This is a genomic window from Marinobacter persicus (genome assembly GCF_900114155.1).
Taxonomy (GTDB): Bacteria; Pseudomonadota; Gammaproteobacteria; order Pseudomonadales; family Oleiphilaceae; genus Marinobacter; species Marinobacter persicus.
The window spans coordinates 26,689-44,920 of sequence record NZ_FOSC01000008.1; the positions used below are offsets into that span (position 1 = coordinate 26,689).

General features: G+C 51.7%; 22 protein-coding genes and 2 pseudogenes. 7 read left to right on the forward strand and 17 right to left on the reverse strand.

Features of this window, described 5'->3' with window-relative positions:
• Nucleotides 1-44 precede the first annotated feature (44 nt).
• Nucleotides 45-287, reverse strand: coding sequence for a hypothetical protein (locus tag BMZ63_RS09720; protein ID WP_091704970.1), 243 nt, complete (start codon nucleotides 285-287; stop codon nucleotides 45-47).
• A 182-nt stretch (nucleotides 288-469) separates the two neighbouring features.
• Entirely contained in the window at nucleotides 470-1,462 is a 993-nt protein-coding gene (locus tag BMZ63_RS09725) for a GGDEF domain-containing protein (RefSeq protein WP_177187059.1), read from the reverse strand.
• A gap of 106 nt (nucleotides 1,463-1,568) precedes the next feature.
• Between BMZ63_RS09725 and BMZ63_RS09730 the strand changes: the two genes are divergently transcribed.
• Both BMZ63_RS09730 and BMZ63_RS09735 read left to right on the forward strand, forming a co-directional pair.
• Nucleotides 1,569-1,925 carry a helix-turn-helix domain-containing protein gene (locus BMZ63_RS09730; RefSeq protein ID WP_091705350.1) on the forward strand — a complete coding sequence of 119 codons (357 nt, stop codon included), beginning with the start codon at nucleotides 1,569-1,571 and terminating at the stop codon, nucleotides 1,923-1,925.
• A 35-nt stretch (nucleotides 1,926-1,960) separates the two neighbouring features.
• A complete protein-coding gene (locus BMZ63_RS09735; RefSeq protein WP_091704976.1) occupies nucleotides 1,961-2,419 on the forward strand; it encodes a YchJ family protein in 459 nt (152 codons plus the stop codon).
• A 33-nt stretch (nucleotides 2,420-2,452) separates the two neighbouring features.
• On the opposite strand, the gene BMZ63_RS09740 is transcribed toward BMZ63_RS09735, so the two are convergent.
• Both BMZ63_RS09740 and trxC read right to left on the reverse strand, forming a co-directional pair.
• The gene (locus BMZ63_RS09740; protein ID WP_091704979.1) at nucleotides 2,453-2,839 is read right to left on the reverse strand and encodes a DUF2750 domain-containing protein; all 387 of its coding nucleotides are present in this window, start codon (nucleotides 2,837-2,839) and stop codon (nucleotides 2,453-2,455) included.
• Nucleotides 2,840-2,877: 38 nt separating this feature from the next.
• Nucleotides 2,878-3,318, reverse strand: coding sequence for a thioredoxin TrxC (trxC, locus tag BMZ63_RS09745; protein ID WP_091704981.1), 441 nt, complete (start codon nucleotides 3,316-3,318; stop codon nucleotides 2,878-2,880).
• Between the two features lie 126 nt (nucleotides 3,319-3,444).
• On the opposite strand from trxC, the gene rlmF reads away from it, so the two are divergent.
• The 3 genes from rlmF to BMZ63_RS09760 all read left to right on the forward strand — a co-directional run bounded on the left by rlmF (nucleotide 3,445) and on the right by BMZ63_RS09760 (nucleotide 5,480).
• Nucleotides 3,445-4,392, forward strand: a complete 948-nt coding sequence (gene rlmF, locus BMZ63_RS09750) for a 23S rRNA (adenine(1618)-N(6))-methyltransferase RlmF (RefSeq protein ID WP_091704984.1) — start codon at nucleotides 3,445-3,447, stop codon at nucleotides 4,390-4,392.
• Between the two features lie 107 nt (nucleotides 4,393-4,499).
• A complete protein-coding gene (tenA, locus tag BMZ63_RS09755) occupies nucleotides 4,500-5,168 on the forward strand; it encodes a thiaminase II (RefSeq protein ID WP_091704986.1) in 669 nt (222 codons plus the stop codon).
• Nucleotides 5,169-5,267: 99 nt separating this feature from the next.
• On the forward strand, nucleotides 5,268-5,480 hold the full coding sequence (locus tag BMZ63_RS09760) for a penicillin-binding protein (protein WP_091704988.1): 213 nt from the start codon (nucleotides 5,268-5,270) through the stop codon (nucleotides 5,478-5,480).
• 64 nt (nucleotides 5,481-5,544) lie between these two features.
• Here the strand turns inward: BMZ63_RS09760 and BMZ63_RS09765 are convergent, their stop codons facing one another.
• Entirely contained in the window at nucleotides 5,545-6,024 is a 480-nt protein-coding gene (locus tag BMZ63_RS09765; RefSeq protein WP_091704990.1) for an FKBP-type peptidyl-prolyl cis-trans isomerase, read from the reverse strand.
• 107 nt (nucleotides 6,025-6,131) lie between these two features.
• Between BMZ63_RS09765 and BMZ63_RS09770 the strand changes: the two genes are divergently transcribed.
• Nucleotides 6,132-6,455 (forward strand): type II toxin-antitoxin system RelE/ParE family toxin, encoded by a 324-nt coding sequence (locus BMZ63_RS09770; protein ID WP_091704994.1) that lies wholly within the window; start codon nucleotides 6,132-6,134, stop codon nucleotides 6,453-6,455.
• Complete coding sequence (locus BMZ63_RS09775) at nucleotides 6,452-6,742, forward strand: helix-turn-helix domain-containing protein (protein WP_091704996.1); 291 nt, start codon at nucleotides 6,452-6,454, stop codon at nucleotides 6,740-6,742. The genes BMZ63_RS09770 and BMZ63_RS09775 overlap by 4 nt, the downstream gene beginning before the upstream one ends.
• A 237-nt stretch (nucleotides 6,743-6,979) precedes the next feature.
• Here BMZ63_RS09775 and BMZ63_RS09780 read toward each other — a convergent pair whose 3' ends face one another.
• The 12 genes and pseudogenes from BMZ63_RS09780 to urtC form a co-directional block, all read right to left on the reverse strand.
• A complete protein-coding gene (locus BMZ63_RS09780) occupies nucleotides 6,980-7,474 on the reverse strand; it encodes a gamma-glutamylcyclotransferase family protein (RefSeq protein WP_091704999.1) in 495 nt (164 codons plus the stop codon).
• A 22-nt stretch (nucleotides 7,475-7,496) separates the two neighbouring features.
• Nucleotides 7,497-8,783 carry a S41 family peptidase gene (locus tag BMZ63_RS09785; protein WP_177187060.1) on the reverse strand — a complete coding sequence of 429 codons (1,287 nt, stop codon included), beginning with the start codon at nucleotides 8,781-8,783 and terminating at the stop codon, nucleotides 7,497-7,499.
• A 477-nt stretch (nucleotides 8,784-9,260) separates the two neighbouring features.
• Nucleotides 9,261-10,652 (reverse strand): RNA-binding domain-containing protein, encoded by a 1,392-nt coding sequence (locus tag BMZ63_RS09790; RefSeq protein ID WP_091705004.1) that lies wholly within the window; start codon nucleotides 10,650-10,652, stop codon nucleotides 9,261-9,263.
• A 195-nt stretch (nucleotides 10,653-10,847) separates the two neighbouring features.
• Nucleotides 10,848-12,875, reverse strand: coding sequence for a hypothetical protein (locus BMZ63_RS09795; RefSeq protein WP_091705006.1), 2,028 nt, complete (start codon nucleotides 12,873-12,875; stop codon nucleotides 10,848-10,850).
• 2 nt (nucleotides 12,876-12,877) lie between these two features.
• Nucleotides 12,878-13,336, reverse strand: coding sequence for a hypothetical protein (locus tag BMZ63_RS09800; RefSeq protein ID WP_091705008.1), 459 nt, complete (start codon nucleotides 13,334-13,336; stop codon nucleotides 12,878-12,880).
• A gap of 1 nt (nucleotide 13,337) precedes the next feature.
• A complete protein-coding gene (locus BMZ63_RS09805) occupies nucleotides 13,338-14,240 on the reverse strand; it encodes a hypothetical protein (protein ID WP_227663641.1) in 903 nt (300 codons plus the stop codon).
• Between the two features lie 399 nt (nucleotides 14,241-14,639).
• Entirely contained in the window at nucleotides 14,640-14,825 is a 186-nt protein-coding gene (locus BMZ63_RS09810) for a hypothetical protein (RefSeq protein ID WP_091705011.1), read from the reverse strand.
• A gap of 41 nt (nucleotides 14,826-14,866) precedes the next feature.
• Nucleotides 14,867-15,449 (reverse strand): annotated as a pseudogene (ureG, locus tag BMZ63_RS09815) (urease accessory protein UreG).
• Nucleotides 15,436-15,579 (reverse strand): annotated as a pseudogene (locus tag BMZ63_RS15155) (urease accessory protein UreD); the annotation flags it as partial. The pseudogenes BMZ63_RS15155 and ureG, both read right to left, overlap by 14 nt.
• Nucleotides 15,576-16,274 carry an urea ABC transporter ATP-binding subunit UrtE gene (urtE, locus tag BMZ63_RS09820; RefSeq protein WP_091705014.1) on the reverse strand — a complete coding sequence of 233 codons (699 nt, stop codon included), beginning with the start codon at nucleotides 16,272-16,274 and terminating at the stop codon, nucleotides 15,576-15,578. The gene urtE and the pseudogene BMZ63_RS15155, both read right to left, overlap by 4 nt.
• Nucleotides 16,274-17,098 carry an urea ABC transporter ATP-binding protein UrtD gene (urtD, locus tag BMZ63_RS09825; protein ID WP_091705016.1) on the reverse strand — a complete coding sequence of 275 codons (825 nt, stop codon included), beginning with the start codon at nucleotides 17,096-17,098 and terminating at the stop codon, nucleotides 16,274-16,276. The genes urtE and urtD overlap by 1 nt, the downstream gene beginning before the upstream one ends.
• A complete protein-coding gene (urtC, locus tag BMZ63_RS09830; protein ID WP_091705019.1) occupies nucleotides 17,095-18,231 on the reverse strand; it encodes an urea ABC transporter permease subunit UrtC in 1,137 nt (378 codons plus the stop codon). Before urtC ends, urtD begins: the two co-directional genes overlap by 4 nt.
• Nucleotide 18,232: the final 1 nt, after the last annotated feature.

Here is an 18,232-nt window from a genome sequence, read left to right on the forward strand (position 1 = left end):
GAAGGGTGACAACCGCCAGGACCCGGAGCCCTGGCGGTTGGTTATCAGGATGCAGCTTCCAGCTCACTGATCGCCTGATTGAGAACCTTTACAGCCTCGCCGTGCTTACCCTCACTGTGAAGCGATGAGCCACGATCACGAAGTTCAGTGGCCCTGGTCTTGGTTTCACTATCCAGTTGCGCGGACTGCAGTTGCTGATCAATCTGGTTAACCAGCGTCGGGCACTGATAAGCGAAAGCACTGCCCGCGAAAAACACTGTTAACATTAGAGCCGCAAGATAACGCATGATGGTTCCTCCTTCGTCGCTCGCTCCATTCAGTGTAGACAACGTTGGCCTGCCGGGCTAAATCACGCGACTGACGGCGCAGTATTGCCCGTAGGCACTGCCACAATAGGCCAAAGCGCTGATGCGCTGGCGTCATTCAACTTTTTGCCTTGAAACCGCCTACCTTCCCGCCACCATCAACTTTAGTCAGCATGGTTTGCCCGTCCCTGATAAACATCCACTGTATTTCGGCCATTTTTCTTGGCCCGGTACAGAGCCCTGTCTGCTTCACTCATCAGGGCATTGACGTTGGCAAATTCCGGGTACGTGGAGATCCCGATACTGACGGTAAAATTGATGGAGCCATCCCGGCCCTGAATCACGGCCCGAGCCGCAGTCCTGCGCAAAATTTCGCCCGCCAACTTTGCCGCGGCCTGGCGGTGAGTGTCAGGGAGAATCACCGCAAACTCCTCTCCTCCAATCCGACCAATAATGTCACTCTTGCGCAGCAAAGAACGCAGCAGCTCGGCAAACTGCTTCAGCACCTGATCACCGGTGGCGTGACCGTAGCGATCATTAATGGACTTAAAATGGTCAAGATCCATCATCATCACACTGAAGGCTGTCTGCATCCGGGCCGCCTTGTTAAGCTCCGCCTCCAGAAATTCAAAGAAGACGCTTCGGTTGAGCAGGCCGGTGAGGTCATCGTGACTGGCGTTGCGGGTTAGTTGCGCACAGAAGCAAAAGTGCTCAACCAGCGCAGCCAATGCCTTGGCGACCAGGGGTAAAACCGGTGCATAGGCCGGGTCTGGAGGCCCCTTCCAATATACCTGAAGGGTTCCCGATAACTTACCGACAGACGAATACAAGGGGAACCCATCTCCCGCCCTCGCATCACCGCCGTTTCCGAGGGCCAGCCAACGAGGTATCCCCGAATGCTCTCCCGACGACCAGCCGGAAGCCGAACTCAGTGACTGGGCACAAAGTAACTCATCGGCAAGATACAGCTTGCAGCGGGCTGTCGGAATATATTTTTCCACCTCGCGTAACACTGCCGGCAGTATTGCGGTAAGGTGCTCGCCCTGCTGGATGGACGACAGGGCCTCCATCATCAACAACGGTAACGTTTCCAACAATCCATTACGGCCCCTCTTGACATCAAGCTCACCGAAGCTGAGGTCGCCGGTCTTTTCCATCTGCTTACCCTTCCTTAGTCTGGCTGACTCCGACCCACGGAGAAACAACTTGCGCGGACCAATATCCCAAAATGGGATATACCGATTTTGCCCATAGAGTGCCGTAATGGCAAATACTTTGTGGACATACCGACAACAGGCCTTTCGCAAGGCCCTGCGAACCATACGGCAGCAGGCACAACTTAGTCAGGCAGCCCTTGCCGAGCGACTGGGCAAGCCTCAGAGCTTCGTATCCAAGTATGAAAGCGGTGAGCGGCGACTAGAGTATCTGGAAGTCGAGATGATCTGCCTGGCGTGCAACATCACACTAAGCAGCTTTGCCTCAGAGTTTGAAAACCTGTATCCAATGCCGGCACGAGAGAAACCCCGGATGGTCGCCGAGACACAGAACGGAGCCTACACTGTTGACAAGGACTCCGATGCCTCGGAACCAAGCGCAGACCTGAGCAAGTCCAAGGACTAATGTCCAAATACGTAACCACGGCGCAATAAGTACCCATGAGCTACTTCCCCGAATCCGCACCCTGCCTCTGCGGCAGTGGTGCCCGCTACGCCGAGTGTTGTCTGCCGCTGCACCAAGGCCGGGCCGCTGCCACGCCCGAAGCCCTGATGCGTTCGCGCTACGCCGCCTTTGTGCTGCAGATGGCCGATTACCTGAAGGCAACCTGGCACCCGGATACCCGGCCGGCCACCCTGACCCTGGACAACTCGCCGGACTGGGCCTCACTGCAGATTCTGGACAGCCACGAAGACGGCAACCAGGGCATGGTGCACTTTCGGGCGATTTATCGCGCCGGGAGCGGCTGGGGTTTTCTGGAAGAAAAATCGGATTTCATCAAGGAAGACGGGCGCTGGTATTACCTGAAAGGTGACACCAGCGAAGGCCAGTTGAAACCGGGCCGGAATGACCGCTGCCCCTGTGGCAGCGGCAAGAAATACAAGGCCTGCTGCCTTTAGCCGGCACGGAGCCCTGGTTCATACGATGTCCGGTCAGAATGCGCTGGACATCACTTCCTGCAGGTCCTTCTTGAGCTCTTCCGGGGCCGTGATCCAGAGCTCCTCATCCGCCCCCGGAAACACGCCCACTTCGATACCATCACGGGTTAGGCCGGGCACCCATTTTCTGAAGAAATCCGGCATGGATACCGCCTTCGGCGAAAGACCATCGGTACCAGCGGCGTATTCTTCGGCGAACTCACTGCCCGGCCAAACCGGCAGGTAAGCCACACCGTCTTCCTCGGCAACCATTTTGAGGAACTGATTGTCCGCATTCACCAGGATCCAGATGTCCCGTTCGTCAACAACAGCATCCAGGAAGTAGTCGTACCGCTCCTCGCCATCCAGTTCGAGAATCTCTTGTAAGGCGTTATTGCTCATGAATGGCTCCATTGCCGAATTGGTGGTTTTGGCGGAGTCTACCGCATACCGTTTGATTGCAGCCACTGGCTGATCTGCGCCTGGTTCATGGCGCCGCTCTGGCGCGCTATTTCCCGGCCATTCTGGAACAGGATCAGCGTGGGTATGCTGCGGATGCCAAACTGCCCGGCCGGCCCGGGGGATTGCTCGGTATTGAGCTTGGCAAAGCGCACTTTACCGTGCCAGGCTTTCGCAGCCTGCTCGAACTGAGGCGCCATCGCCTTGCAGGGGCCACACCAGCTGGCCCAGAAATCCACCAGCACCGGCACATCACTGCGCGTTGTATGGGCTGCAAAGCTCTGATCTCCCAACTCCAGAACCTGGTCCGGCCAGAGCGGCTGCTTGCAGGCACCGCAATTGCCGCCGGATGACAGCTTGTCGGCGGGCACGCGATTCACTTTGTGGCAATGGGGACAAACAACGTGTCGAATGTCGGTCATTATCAATTTGCCTCTGACTGTTTACTGGTTTAGACCATCGGGGCAGAGTGGAAGAAATCAAGATTATAATCACGAACCAAGCCAGACCCCTCTACTATTGAAACCCCAAACCTCGGGCCTATTATTGTGAACAGTCTCCATCGAAGCAAAAAACGCCAGGCAAAACCCGTTCGCAAAGGCCTACACCCCAGGAACTCACACAACCACGGCTATGACTTCCCGGCTCTGGTAAAAAGCCACCCAGCACTGGCGCCCCATGTGAAACCGAACGCTCATGGCGACCTTTCCATCGATTTCGCAGACCCCTTGGCCGTAAAAACGCTCAACGCCGCGCTATTGAAGCAACACTACAACATTGTCGATTGGGATATTCCAGAGGGCGCACTTTGCCCGCCAATCCCCGGCAGAGCCGACTATATCCATCACATGGCAGACCTGCTTGGCGTTGAACCCGGCCTTGAACAGCCCAGGATCAAACTGCTCGATATAGGCACTGGAGCCAACGGCATCTACCCGCTACTGGCCTGCCAGATTTACGGCTGGCAGTGCGTTGGTAGCGACATTAACGCCCAGTCGCTTGAGAACGTCGCCAGGATTATCGCCAGCAACCCCACACTCAAAGAGCGCTTCACGCTGCGCATGCAGCACGATAAAAACCACATGTTTGAAGGGATCATCCAACCGGGAGAGTTCTTTGACGTCAGCGTATGTAATCCGCCTTTCCATGCCTCGCTCGATGAAGCGCTCAAAGGTAACCGGCTGAAACTCAATAACCTGGCTCGTAGCCGCGGTGAACAAAACGCCAAACGCGGCTCCCCCTCTCTGAATTTTGGCGGGCTGGGCGCAGAGCTCTGGTGTAAGGGCGGCGAACAGCTGTTTCTGAAAAAACTGATCAGAGAAAGCCAGGCGTATTCCACTCAATGCCGCTGGTTTACCAGCCTGGTCTCAAAAGCCGACAACGTTAAGCCTGCAAAGAAGCTGATTCGCAAGCTCGGTGCCGTTGATGTGCGGGAAATAGAGATGAAGCAGGGAAACAAGATTACGAGGGTATTGGCCTGGACATTCATCGAATGACAAAAGCAGACACCGAGAGCCGAGAGCAGCCTTCAACTCATTGCCTGTCAGACAACCGCCTGTATGATACACCCAACGCTTATCCAAACCGGGAGCAGCAAGCAATCATGACGTATCAATTTGACGACCTGAAAAACGCCTACCCAGAGGAATGGCAGGCGTACATCGAGCACCGCTTTGTGCGCCAGCTGGGTGATGGCTCCCTGGCGCCAGATGCCTTCCGGCATTACCTGAAACAGGATTACCTGTTCCTGATCCAGTTTGCCCGGGCCTTTGCGCTGGCTGCCTATAAAAGCGCCACCATGTCCGATCTTCGCCAGGCCAAAGAGGGGCTACAAGCCATTCTGGACACCGAGCTGGATCTGCACATTCGTTACTGCAGTGAATGGGGCATTTCAGAGGCGGAACTGGCCGAATTGCCAGAGGCCCGCGCCACCCTCGCCTACACCCGCTACGTACTGGACACCGGAAACCGGGGCGACTTGCTGGACCTGCACGTGGCCCTGTCCCCCTGCATGGTGGGCTACGGCGAAATCGCCAACTGGCTGAATACCCGCCAGGAAACCCGGCGTGGCGAAGCCAATCCCTATGATGCCTGGATCGAGATGTACGAAAGCGACGAATTCCAGGAAGCCATGCAATCAGAAATTGCCTGGCTGAACGAGCAACTGGCAGACGTGTCTCCAAAGCGGTTTGAACAACTGGGCCGCATCTTCCGGGACGCCACCCGCCTGGAAATCGATTTCTGGGAAATGGGCCTCAATCTGAGTGACTGACGCTCACCCGGTAACCGGCGATAAAGACCACTTCCGTCGAAGCCCGTAGCTCGAAATATAGAATAATCGCCCACAACCCAACTTGCAGGAGTTCATCCCATGACAGACGACGATACCCTCAAAGCCCTTAAAACCGCCTTCACCTTCATGCCTCAGCCGGTGGAAGTGAACCGCTTTGAGTATGGTGACGACGCAGACAGAATTCTTCAGCAGGTGAACTTTGTCCGAGAGGTTCTGGACAGGCACGGCATCGATCCGGAGGAAGTGGCGGACGAGATCAACCCGAGCGCCGCGCCCAACTCGTGCTATTAGGTTGCGCTGACCTGGGCTCAAGCAGTTCCGACAACGCCACTTCCGAGCAGATGCTTTGCATGCCTCAGTGATGCCCGCCTGGCCCATGGGCGTGACCATGGGCTAACTCTTCCGCATCAGCATCGCGCACTTCAAGGATGTTGATATCGAAGGTCAGGGTTCTGCCGGCCATCGGGTGATTGGTGTCCACATCGGCAAATTTGTGGCCGACCTTGGCAACCAGCACATGGCGCGGGCCCTTTTCGGTTTGTACCTGGGCGATCATGCCCGGCTTCCAGCGCTTGGCACCCACCAAATGCTTGATCGGCACACGCTGAATGGCATCAGGCTTGCGCGGCCCGTAGGCTTTTTCCGGGGTGACGGTAACGCTGAAGACATCGCCCGCCTCGCGGCCTTCCAGAGCTTCTTCCAGGCCCTTGATAATACCGCCGTGGCCATGGAGATAGGCGTTCGGCTCACCGCTGCGGGAGTCTTCAACAACGTTGCCTTGTTCATCACGAACGCTGTAGTGGAACAGGACGACTTGGTTCTTTTCGATGGGCATAGGGTTCTCTGTGGTGATTCACGGCACGCCATTATAAACAGCCGTAGCTTTCAATGCAGTGGCTAAATGTTATCATATGTGATAACTTAAAAGGAAAAGGAGGGCCCATGGATTGGGAAATAGAATTCTACGGGAAGGTAGGCGAAGAATTGGCCGGAATGCCACCAAAGATCCAAGCCAGAATGATTCGGCTGATGGAGCTTATGGAGAAACATGGGGCGAATCTGGGGGAGCCACACACAAAGCCGCTGGGTGAAGAGCTTTTCGAAATCCGCGCAAAAGCCAAGGAAGGAATAGGCAGAGGCACCTTCTGCTACATGCAGGGCAAACGAATTATCGTTCTGCATATCTTTGTAAAGAAGGGTCAGAAGATACCAAAGAAGGACCTAGCGCTCGCCAAGGAGCGATTAAAGGAGGTCAAGAAATCATGAATTTCAAACAGTTTAAGCAGCAGGCACTGGAAAACTCAGAGGTTCGTCAGGAATATGATGCTCTTCAAGAAGAGTTCAGCCTGATTGATCAGCTGATCACCATGAGAACAAAAGCGGGTCTCACCCAAGAGGACGTTGCAAAGAAACTCGGAACCAATAAAAGCAACATCTCCAGGCTTGAACGTGGCCGAAGTAATCCAAGTTGGGAGACGCTAAACAAGTATGCCGCAGCCTGTGGTTTTCGGGTGAAGCTTGAAACGATTGAGGAAGACCGGGCGTCAGCATGAACTGGCGAAGAGCAGCAAGATCAATTCGCCACTTACCTCTCCGAGCGCACAGACAAGATCATCGACGACAAGCGAAACACCTGAAGCCAATGAAACCATGGAAGGTTATTTTCACTGATGCTGCCCTGGCGGATATTGACGCTATTCTTGAGACAACTTTGGAATCGTTCGGGACTGGCCGCCGATCACCAGCGAAACTACGGGCGACCCCATTTCTGAAACCCCAGCGAGCCGCTTTTAATCGTAGATGGCCCGCTCTCTCGCATCTCGTTTTCGATCAGGGTCTTCCTGGCTTCGCGTGGCTGAAATGGCATCGAGGTAGTCAGCGGGAACGCCTGTTTCTTTCGCACCAACGATGACGTGATTCAAATACCAGGAGTGAGGCAGCAAAGATGGATCCGTTGACGTTGCACAGTAGGTAAAAGCGTCAAGGGAATTGCCGAGAGTATCCGTAACCGTGACCCACTTTTCATCGTAACCGAAGCCCAAGCCCTCAGCCTTGTCTAGCGGGCCTTTCTCGTCGCGCGGAATCTCAAACAGTGCGCCAATGACGAAGTCCTCCGGATTTCCGGTAAACAGCGCGTCGCATTTTGCGGATTTATCTTTCCTGCTCCACTTATGAAACCGAAGGGCATGCTCAGCGAGCGTGAACATACCGATTCGCTCCGCGCTTGGAACCCTCGCTCTTAACCTGAGGAGTGACATATTCGAGCCGTAAGCGAAATACTTCATGCTGCCTCTGTGTCTGCACTATTCACTCAGAACCCACAGTCATCATCCTAGCAAAACCGCCGACCAACTTAATTACCCGCTCCAGCATCGGGTCTTTGCCTTCCTCGCGCCCTTTTCGGCCAAGGTACTTGAGACGGATGTGTGGCGGGATGCCGACATCTTCGTATATCTCACCGTCGTGGGCCCGGTAGATTTCACTGGACAAGGTCACGTGCCAGCCATTTGGCAGATGGCGCTCGAGCGTGTCGGAAAGGATGCCCAGGGTAGGCTCGCCAATAAGAGTAAGGCGGGGATGCTGCAGCAATGAGAGCACGAAGATTTCTGCGGCACTGGCCGTTAGCTCGCTGGTCAGCACAAACAGGTTGCCCTGGTAAGTCTCATTAACAGGCGCGACATAGACAGATTGCTTTCCGGTGAAGCCATTGCCATGACGGGCTGACTTGGTGAAAGCCAGCCGTTTGCGATCCATCAGGTACGCTGCAAAGCGCAGTGCGACACCATCGTACCCCCCACCATTATTGCGAAGATCGATCACCAGATTGGGGAGCTCGCCAACGTCTGCCAGCACCCTCTTCATCACACTATCGACCGCACTGATATCCGCAGCCGGCTTGCCTGACTTGCCGCTTTGCCCGGCCATGGCCCGGATATTCAGGTAACCGATGAGGTCATTAAGGCGTCCCCACTCCACCAGCCGGTTGCCGCCATGGCTAACGGCACTTGCGAGATAATCCTCATGGATCACGTCACGCGCCGACTCTTTGAGATCGCCCAGGTAGCTGGTTAGCTCCCGGTCATCATTGGCGTCTTCAAGTTCCCGTGTCAGCCGCCTGAAGAGCGCCGGCTGGGCACCTGCCCTGTAATGCCCCCAGGGTGAATGCAGACGAATATGGCCATCCTTCAGGGGCCGTAGCATCGCAACCATGATGGCAAAGAGCGTTTCCTGTGATGTGTTCGCGTTAATCTGGGGAAGATGGTCATGATGCGCCCGGTCCCAGGCCACACCCTTGAGTTCAAACAGGGCGTATTGCTCGTGAAAGGTTCGCCAGAAAACGTCAAAGTTGTATTGCGGATCCTTTGCCCCGTGCCTGTGACTTTCAGTGACACTGGCGGGCAACCCTTTCAGGCGACGGAAGCTGATACGTGCTACTCCAGTTACCCGATGGGCACTGAACGCCTGGCCACCAGGGGATACCGCCAAATCATCGTAATAGTGGCCAAGTTCTTCAATACTGCCCGCATGAATCTTCAGGCAGCTGATGCTGGTTTCTTCAAAAAGGGTGTACCAATCTTCCTCGATCAGCAACACAGTGCCATAACCCTGGGAACGCCAGACACCCTGCAGGCTTGTAAAATCAGGGCTGGAAAGAGAACTGCCGCGGTGTTGGGCGGGTTTCATAGAAGACTCCAGGTCCGTGCGCCCGGCATTGTGACTCCCCCACTCTGACAGTTGAGAAGATAACTGCTGCCTGGAAGTGTAGCGCACAGGAAAAGGCCCGATCCGAACGCCAAGTCTATTCAAATCAATACCGCTGGTTTAGCAACCTGGTTTCAAAAGCCGACAATGTGAGGGAAAACCGGGGCTGAAAATAGATCTGTCCCGGTTTTCTATAACAGATCTTTTCCCCCGTAAACTACGGGTAAAAGAAGCTGAGCGATCTTATCCGAGCCAGTGATCTCTTCGAGATGACAATACGAGATAAGAACGTTCTCTATATCAAAAGCCCGGAAAAATAGATCTGTCCCGGTTTTCCGCAAAGCATTTCTGTCAGTTAAATTTCCTTCTTTATAGCTTTGCGGCTAAAGACCAAACTATACCTTTAGCTAAATCTGAATCATCCTTGACCAGAATTCCTTCATCTCTTAGTTTCGAGAAGATAGTCGTTATCCTTGAAGAATCTCTTATACCTGTTATATCTCTAGCTTGCCTGTTACTTATCTCACCAAATTTTTCAGCAAACATCTTAATCAAAGCGATGGGTTCTCCATCCATACAATGCCTTATAGTCACCTTAACAAAATTACCATCCTCTAATATTTCTGGTGTTTTTTTACCAACTGCCATCATTCGCTGAAAAGCCGTATTTACTCCTTCTCCCAAATCCTTGTTAGGCGACGTCGGATATCTCGAAAGCAGTCTTACCAACTTTGAGTTCCTTGAAAAACGATTCTCCAAAATATTTTCAACTTTCACAAAACCAGGTAGTTTTCCAGGGCTTCGTATTTCAATACGATCATTAAATACGCCGACAAAAATATTATCCGAAATTGCATAATCTCGATGAATCACGGCATTTACGAGCAATTCCCAAATCGTTTCTTTAGGAAAGCTCATTGGACGCTTACCATCCATTGTCCATACCTCGTGAACATTTAAAAGTTCAACGATTTTATCGTAGGCCCTATCAATTTGCTCAAAAATAGGCTTTTCGATAGAAAAAACATCAGAAGTCAAATCATCACGCTCGGGATCATCATCCGAAGTATTGTAACGAGCAATCCGAATCGCACATTGTTTTGGCAGAATTGCCGACGGATTATCAGAAAAAAGCAAAATCGCCGCCACACGTGGCAGCCACTCCTTATCAACCAGATTCTGCTTTAACAGAACATCAAGCGGCTCAATATTATCAGCAGGAAGATTATTTGCGAATTCTCTTAAATGATCGGAGGCTTCGAGGTCATCTATATTGGCGTCAGGTATGGTAATATCTTCGTAAGATCTTTGTCCCTTAGCATAAGCAAGTTCCGCTATTCTTAAATTTCCTTTCAACTCTTGAGATTGCGCTCCATTTCTCACAATTACTTGCTTTCTACTTGTTTCATGTACCTGCAACCCCTTCTCAATAGTCACATGAAGAACATAGCCGGGAACTCCTTTCTGTCTCAGAAAAACGCATCTGTAGTCTATAGTCGGCTCGGGCATCGACAAATTCTGAATAATCTCGTTAAATTTCTCAATTTTATCTACCGGCTTCCACCTCATACTCGGATCATTCGACTCTTTTTCATCGGACACCCCAACGACAAACTCACCACCATCCGCGTTTGCAAAAGCAACCGCTATGCGCTGGACTTTGTCACCTTTCAAACCAAATGCTTTTCTATCAAAAAAATGATCTTCTTGCCACGTACAATAATGAATTGCATCTCTTTTTGATATTTCCCGAAACTCCATCGTCAAAACCTCGAACTACACTATTAAATATTTAATAATAGAAGAAAAAATGTAAATAATTAAAATCATCGAAATAATGAAGAAATATCTCGCGCGCTTACCTGAGCATAGACTCGGATCTATTTCCCCGAATCAAAACTTCAACTAGGTTTACAGCGCCAAATAAATACTAGCGGAAATATTGAGACTTGAACCCTAAAGCTTCCTCAAAACCTTTCCTAAAGCGGCCGAAAACGAAATCAGGTCATAGTCGAATCCAATGAGCCCCTTCTTCAGGACCTCCTCCTCTTCGGACGTCGCAAATATTATCTGACCGGTTTCTGAAGCTGTAGATGCGCCCTTGAGCAAATTAATAAAACTCAAATGGTTAGCTTCTTGCTGCCTTGGTTCGTCAAAAATAAGGACCCCAGGGTGATTCGTATAAAACTCATCTTTCAAACTAAATATCGCCAACAAATAACTCCAAATTACCCGAATACCATCACTAGCGGACGTGTCGAACCCAAGATCAAACCCTTCCCTCGTTGGAAGGTAATTGTCAAAAGAAATTCTAAGCAAATCTGCGGAGAAGCTAGAAAACCCGAATTGTTCTAAATACATTACTACTTGCTTTTCCAATGCAGTTAGTTTTTCCTTGTCGCGAACACTAAAACCATGCTCCGGAAACGATCTCCGAACTCTGATTAACTCTCTATATTTAGAATGATGGCTATCAAATTTTGATCTATATTCTGCAAGTGTGACAAGTGCCGCCTCGAACTCTCCAATCTGATTCTCAATATTTATTTTTTCTCTCAGTAAAGTCTCATCGACTGAAGGCGCGCCAGAATACAAGTCTTCTTCAATCCACTCAATATCTTTGACAGTCCTATCAATTGACTCAGCCAAACTTCTTTCTTCAATTCTCTTTATGCCTAACTGGTTTTTATAAGAGCCCAAAACACTTCTAAAAGTCTTCAACTGACTTTTTACAAAGTCAAGACTTTCGTCTAAGGTCATAAGCTCGTCATCGCAGGTTAAAGCCGACGTGTGATCCGCATAGGACTGACCGCATGTTGGACATTCGTTATCAATAATAGGCAAACCATTCAAGGAGCTGAAAGACTTAATCTTCTTAAGATCTTCGTACTTTCTCTTATCGTCGATCAAACCATCAATTCTAATATTGGTCGATCTAATTTGATCTATAAGAAAACCAATCTCTTCTTTGAACTCATCATATTTCACTTCGGAGAATCTCAAATCTTCTTTTAGCTTTCTTAACTCTTTAATTTGGCTTCCGCTTTCAGCCGCTATATTCTCGGTTTTACTAGACTCTCGCTTAAGCTCAAATAACTTAATACGTTTTTCGTCTAATACACTTGACAATGAACGCCAGCGTCGACCACTTTCAACTAAAAGATCCAGTTTGTAGGCATCAAACTTTGCTTTAGGTGTTTCCTGTATTCCTACGACCTTACCTCCAATGCGTATCGCGCAATTGCTTATATCGAAAAAATCCAAACTCCATTTTTTTTGTACTTCATCGATATTGCTTTTGTTTGCCGCCTTCCTTTTAATGATATCATTTACGTCTAAATTCATTATAAATTCAAACGCACGTTTTTTGACCTGAGGAATATTAAAATGAAATGGCGTTGTAGCTTGTATCGAGCTCCAACCTTTTTTCTGCTCAACGAAATAAAGCGGAAAAAAAGCTGGAGGGTAAAGAGGATATTCACCACCAACGTTATTCGGAACCAAAGGTAGCTTCCAATCCATAAAATTGGAAAACCAAGAGTAAAATCCAAGTTCTCTTGTTGTGTCACCCTCACGATGTAGAAATAGTCTTTGAGATTCCCCCTCAACTGAATCAATACCACCCTGAAAAACCTCTATTATGGATTCAGAGTCTGCACCAAGCACATTTCTTTTAAGCGTAACAGTATGACCGGCATTGTTAGTTACTTGTAACTTCACATGAGATGATATGACTAACTTCTCTGCACCTTGCTCGTCCTGTATCGTCTTGAGAAGTGATGGGGGAAAGGGAGGCTTTGCAGTTTGTTGACCCAGAGCCATCTCCATTCCAAGCGCATAGGCTATTGCGTTTACGCAAGTCGACTTTCCGTGCGAGTTTTCAACTCGAAGTACACATAACCCCTTAGAAAAGGTAAGATCGAGGCCATATGGTCCATCGGCAGTCTGAACTTCTATTACCAGCCTATCAATTATCATTGACACAATCAGACTCCTTCAAAAATTCTTTTTACTGCGGCCTCAGAAAGATACTTCTTGGATTCCAGAAGAAACCTTTTCTCATCGCAAAATACGTTTTCTTGATCTAGCTCTTGGTATATCTCAACACCAAGCTCTGTCAAACACATAGAGCCATTTTCTTTTTCTAAGATCTTATTTGATATCATAAAATTTAAAACATGATCTATTGCAGGCTCTAGGCGGACATTTGGACGCATCCTTTCTTCTTTGCCCTGCCACTCAAGAATGCTGTTCAAATGCTCCGCGCTTTTCACTACCCAGTTAGCAACATGAATTTTTTGCAAAGAGGCGCTATTATTTCTACCCACTACACCCAAAATCAGTATGATCAAGCTTGCCTTCCAAAGCGGGCGAGTATCACATGGCGTAAAATCTTTCCGCTTGGTGAAGGTAAAAGGAAAATCAAAAAACTCTTCGATACTCATATTAAAAATCCAGTGGACATCGAATTAGCCAGTCAGCAATTACGCCGTGCTGGATCAGTTCCATATCGTCTTTTTTTAAACTTGGGACTTTTCGTTGAATATCATCCTCTAATTTTTTCATCTCTGATGCTATAACTGCACCAGCTTGCTTTCCTGAATCTGTCAGAAACCTTAATTCTAAGTAACTACGCCTATTAGCAATTGAATCTCTTATTAAGCTATTTATTTCTGGCCACTCAACACTTAGGTGAGCCATTAAATTTTGAAACTCCAGATATTTTTGCACTAAATGCGACTTCATACTAAGAATCCTTTCTTTCGAAATTACTTTTGGTAGCTTCGAATCCAGCTTATATAAAAACGCCAAATTATCGTCAATCCAAGCCTCAGCCTCGTCGCCTTCAACTTTATCGAATACTAAATTCAACTGATAAACGTCTTTTTTTAGGGACCTAACCTCAGACTTGTAGTCATTTTCCGTCTGAACAAGAATATGAAAATCGTCGGATATGAAGGGTATATCAAGCTTTCTGACCTTCACGGACTTTGCGGAACAATAAAGGGCTACATCGGAGTCAACGTACTCGGACGTCGCTAAAACCCACCGATTTATCTTTATACCTGCAAACAGTTTCTTGAAACTATTTAGATTTTTGTTTGTTAATTTATATATATCTTTTCTTATTTTGTTTTTTTGGGCTTTAGTCAGCTTTTCTTTATCAGACGTCTGTTCCGGCAAATAACACTGAAAGACATGTCCGCCAAAGGTGTAGCACTCTACTCCAAAATCTCCGCCGTAGGAGTCTGGGACATCTTTTAGGTTAGATGGACCATAATGCCTTCTCAAAATGTCTTTGAAGTAATGCTCCCATGATTTCGGATCACTCTTTGGATCAACCAGCATAATATTTTTCACCCGAACTTAATTTTTGTTCATGGATTCTTTGAAACACTAAACGCTTTAACACCTGCAACGAAACACCAAGTAAAATCATCTAACTGGGAGGTCCGCCAAAGGAAACACAAAGCAACGACAAAGGGTAACCATGAAACAACGTTCCCGATACTGCGAAGGTGTCGTTCAATTCCGAAAGGCGCATAGCTCGTTTTCCGTAACAATCGGTGCTTCCGTAGCCTTTTGCTAGCTACATTAGACCATCTCAATCGTATCTGTCTGCTTTAGTTACAAAAAGACTACTCTCTCTAAAACAAAAAGCTGTGTGGCATAGCCACACAGCTTTTTGTTTTGCAGTTCGTTACCCAATTCTTTGGCAAGGAACAGCGAGCCCTCCGAGTGGAGGCCTCAGCCTTTTCCATCCGGCTTATGCCGCACCACACCATAAACTATCGTTGCAACAGCAGCCACACCGGCCAACAAATACTCAAAATGCAAAACATCCCCAATAGCCTCATGGCCCGAGTGTCCCCAGGCAGCACCAGAGGCGAGAATCAGGCTGGCAGTGACAGCGAGTTGGTTGCTAAGTTTCATGGTTGTTTCTCCTTAATTCGTTAATCTTTTAGTCAATGTGTTCAGGCGGATTCAGCGACTTTTCCGGGGCGCCTCTCCGGCAACATCCTCCGCTCCAGAATGAAGCTGATAATCGTCTCCAGCCCTACCCCGTCGTACAGGTTGGTGAACACGAAGGGGCGTTCGCCGCGCATTTTCTTGCTGTCCCGTTCCATCACGTCCAGAGAGGCGTGGACCTGTTCGGCGATGTCGATCTTGTTGATGATCAGCAGGTCGGATTTGGTGATGCCGGGGCCGCCTTTGCGGGGAATCTTGTCGCCAGCGGAGACGTCGATCACATACAGCGTGAGGTCGCTCAGTTCCAGGCTGAAGGTGGCGGAGAGGTTGTCGCCGCCGGATTCCACCAGCATCAGTTCCAGGTCCGGGTGGCGGCGCTGGAGGTCGTCGATGGCCGCCAGGTTCATGGAGGCGTCCTCCCGGATGGCGGTCTGCGGCCAGGGCTTCGTGGCGCAGGAGGAAATCGGCGTCTTCCCGGGTGTAGATGTCGTTGGTCACCACGGCGATGTCGTAGTGGTCCCGCAGGGCTTTGCATAACTGGCGCAGCAGGGCGGTTTTACCGGAGCCAACCGGGCCGCCGACGTACAAGCCGGGTAACCGGCCCGGACCCGCTCTCGTTGCGGGCTTCAAATCTCAGATCCAGGGCCGCTGCCCAGCGCCGCTCCCAGTCGAACCGGTGGCCGGAGGCGTGAGCGGCGATGGGCTGGTAGGCGGTCATACGGTCAGGTGCTTCTTGATCAGTTCATCGGTCAGGCCGGCGATTTCGTCTTCCGCCACCCGGCGACCCCGGTCGATGATGGCAAACCGATCCGCATACTTCCGAGCAAACGGCAACTTCTGCTCAACCAGCAAAACCGTCAGCCCGTCCTCCTCAATAAGCCTGCGAATTACCTCCCCAATCTGCGCCACAATATTCGGCTGAATCCCCTCCCCCGGCTCGTCCAGAATCAGCAGCCTGGGCTCAATCACCAGCGCCCTCCCAATCGCCAGCTGCTGTTGCTGCCCACCAGACAAGTCACCGCCTCTACGGTGCCGCATTTCCTTCAGCACCGGAAACAGCTCATACACCCGCTCCGGTATTTTCTTGCTGCCGTCCTTGCGCACGGCCAGGCCGGTGCGGAGGTTTTCTTCCACGGTCAGCAGGGGGAATATCTGTCTTCCCTGGGGTACGTAGCCGATGCCCAGGCGTGAGCGGTCTTCGATTTTCTTTTTGGTGAGCTCCACGTCGCCGGCGAAGGTGATGCGGCCGCTTTCCGTGGCTTCCTCGCCCATGATGCATTTCATCAGGGTGGTTTTGCCCACGCCGTTGCGGCCCATCACGCAGGTGCATTGGCCCTGGGGGATGTCCAGGTCCAGATCCCAGAGGGTGTGGCTTTCGCCGTAGTAGTGGTTCAGTTGTTCAATCTTGAGCATTACGCTTCCTCCCCCAGGTACACCTTGATTACTTCCGGGTCGTTCGAGACTTGGTCCATGGTGCCTTCGGCCAGTACGCTGCCCTGGTGTAGCACGGTCACCTGCCGGGCGATGGAGCGCACGAAGCCCATGTCGTGTTCCACCACCACAACCGACTGTTTGCCGGCCAGGCTGGTGAGCAGTTCGGCGGTGCGTTCCATCTCCTGTTCGGTCATGCCGGCCACGGGTTCGTCCACCAGCAGCAGCCGTGGTTTCTGCATCAGCAGCATGCCGATTTCCAGCCACTGTTTCTGGCCGTGGGAGAGGATGCCGGCAGGTTTGTCGCGCAGTGCGGTCAGGCCGATCATTTCCAGCACTTCGTCGATCTGCTCCCGGTTTTCGGGTTTCATGATCGCCGTCAGGGTGGGCAGTATGCGTTTGTCGGCGGCCATGGCCAGTTCCAGGTTTTCGAACACGGTGAGCGCTTCAAACACGGTGGGCTTCTGGAACTTGCGGCCAATGCCCAGGGTGGCGATGTCCGGCTCGTTCATGGTCAGCAGGTTGTGGCGGCTGCCGAACCACACCGAGCCGGTGTCGGGCCGGGTCTTGCCGGTGATGATGTCCATCATGGTGGTTTTGCCCGCGCCGTTGGGGCCGATAATGCAGCGCAGTTCGCCATCGTCGATGGTGAGGTTGAGGTTGTTGATGGCCTTGAAGCCATCGAAGCTCACGTTCACGTCTTCCATGTACAGAATCGGCCCGTGGCGCACGTCTACCGGCGATGCCACCGGGGCCAGAAAATCGAACACCTGGTCCCGGTTGGTGAGTTGTTCGAGCATGCTCATGCGGTGGCCTCCTGTGGGTTGGAGCGGTCTTTTTCAGGGGCTTTTCGGCGCTTTTGCAGCAGGCCGGCGATGCCCTTGGGCAGGAACACGGTTACCAGCACGAACAGGCCGCCGAGGGCGAACAGCCAGGCGTCCGGCATTACGCCGGTGAACACGGTTTTGGCGTAGTTCACCAGCAGCGCGCCAATCACCGCGCCGTACAGGGTGGCCCGGCCGCCCAGTGCCACCCACACCACCACTTCGATGGAGAACAGCGGCGAGAATTCACTGGGGTTGATGATGCCCACCTGGGGCACGTAGAGCGCCCCGGCCACGCCCGCCAACATGGCGGAGACCACGAACACGAACAGCTGCACCCGTTCTACCCGGTATCCCAAAAAGCGAGTGCGAGCTTCGGCATCGCGGCAGGCGATGCTCACCCGGCCCAGCTTGCTGGTGACAATGCCCCGGCAGATCACATAGCCGATGGCCAGGGCGATGCCGGTGGCGATGAACAGCCCCAGGCGGGTGGCGTCGGTGCGCAGGTTAAAGCCGAGAATGTCGCGGAAGTCGGTCAGCCCATTGTTGCCACCAAAGCCCATCTCATTGCGGAAGAACGCCAGCATCAGGGCAAAGGTCAGCGCCTGGGTGATGATCGACAGATACACGCCGGTCACCCGGGAACGGAAAGCCAGATAACCGAACACGAACGCCAGGGCACCGGGCACCAGCAGCACCATGGCGAAGGCGAACCACGCCATGTCGAAGCCGTGCCAGTACCAGGGCAACGAATCCCAGTTCAGGAACACCATGAAGTCCGGCAATACCGGGTCGCCGTAGGTGCCCCGGTCGCCGATCTGGCGCATCAGGTACATGCCCATGGCGTAACCGCCGAGGGCGAAGAAGGCGCCGTGGCCCAGGCTGAGGATGCCCAGGTAGCCCCACACCAGGTCCACCGCCACGGCCAGCAGTGCGTAGCACAGGTACTTGCCCAGCAGGGTGACGGTGTAGGCGCTCACGTGCAGCGCGCTGTCTTCGGGCATGGCCAGGTGAAGGATGGTCACCACCGCCAGCGCGGCGGTCAGGATGCCCAGGAATAATTGTGTCGAACGCTCCTGTAACGGCCGGAGCAGCCAGGTTGTAGACGTTGCCATA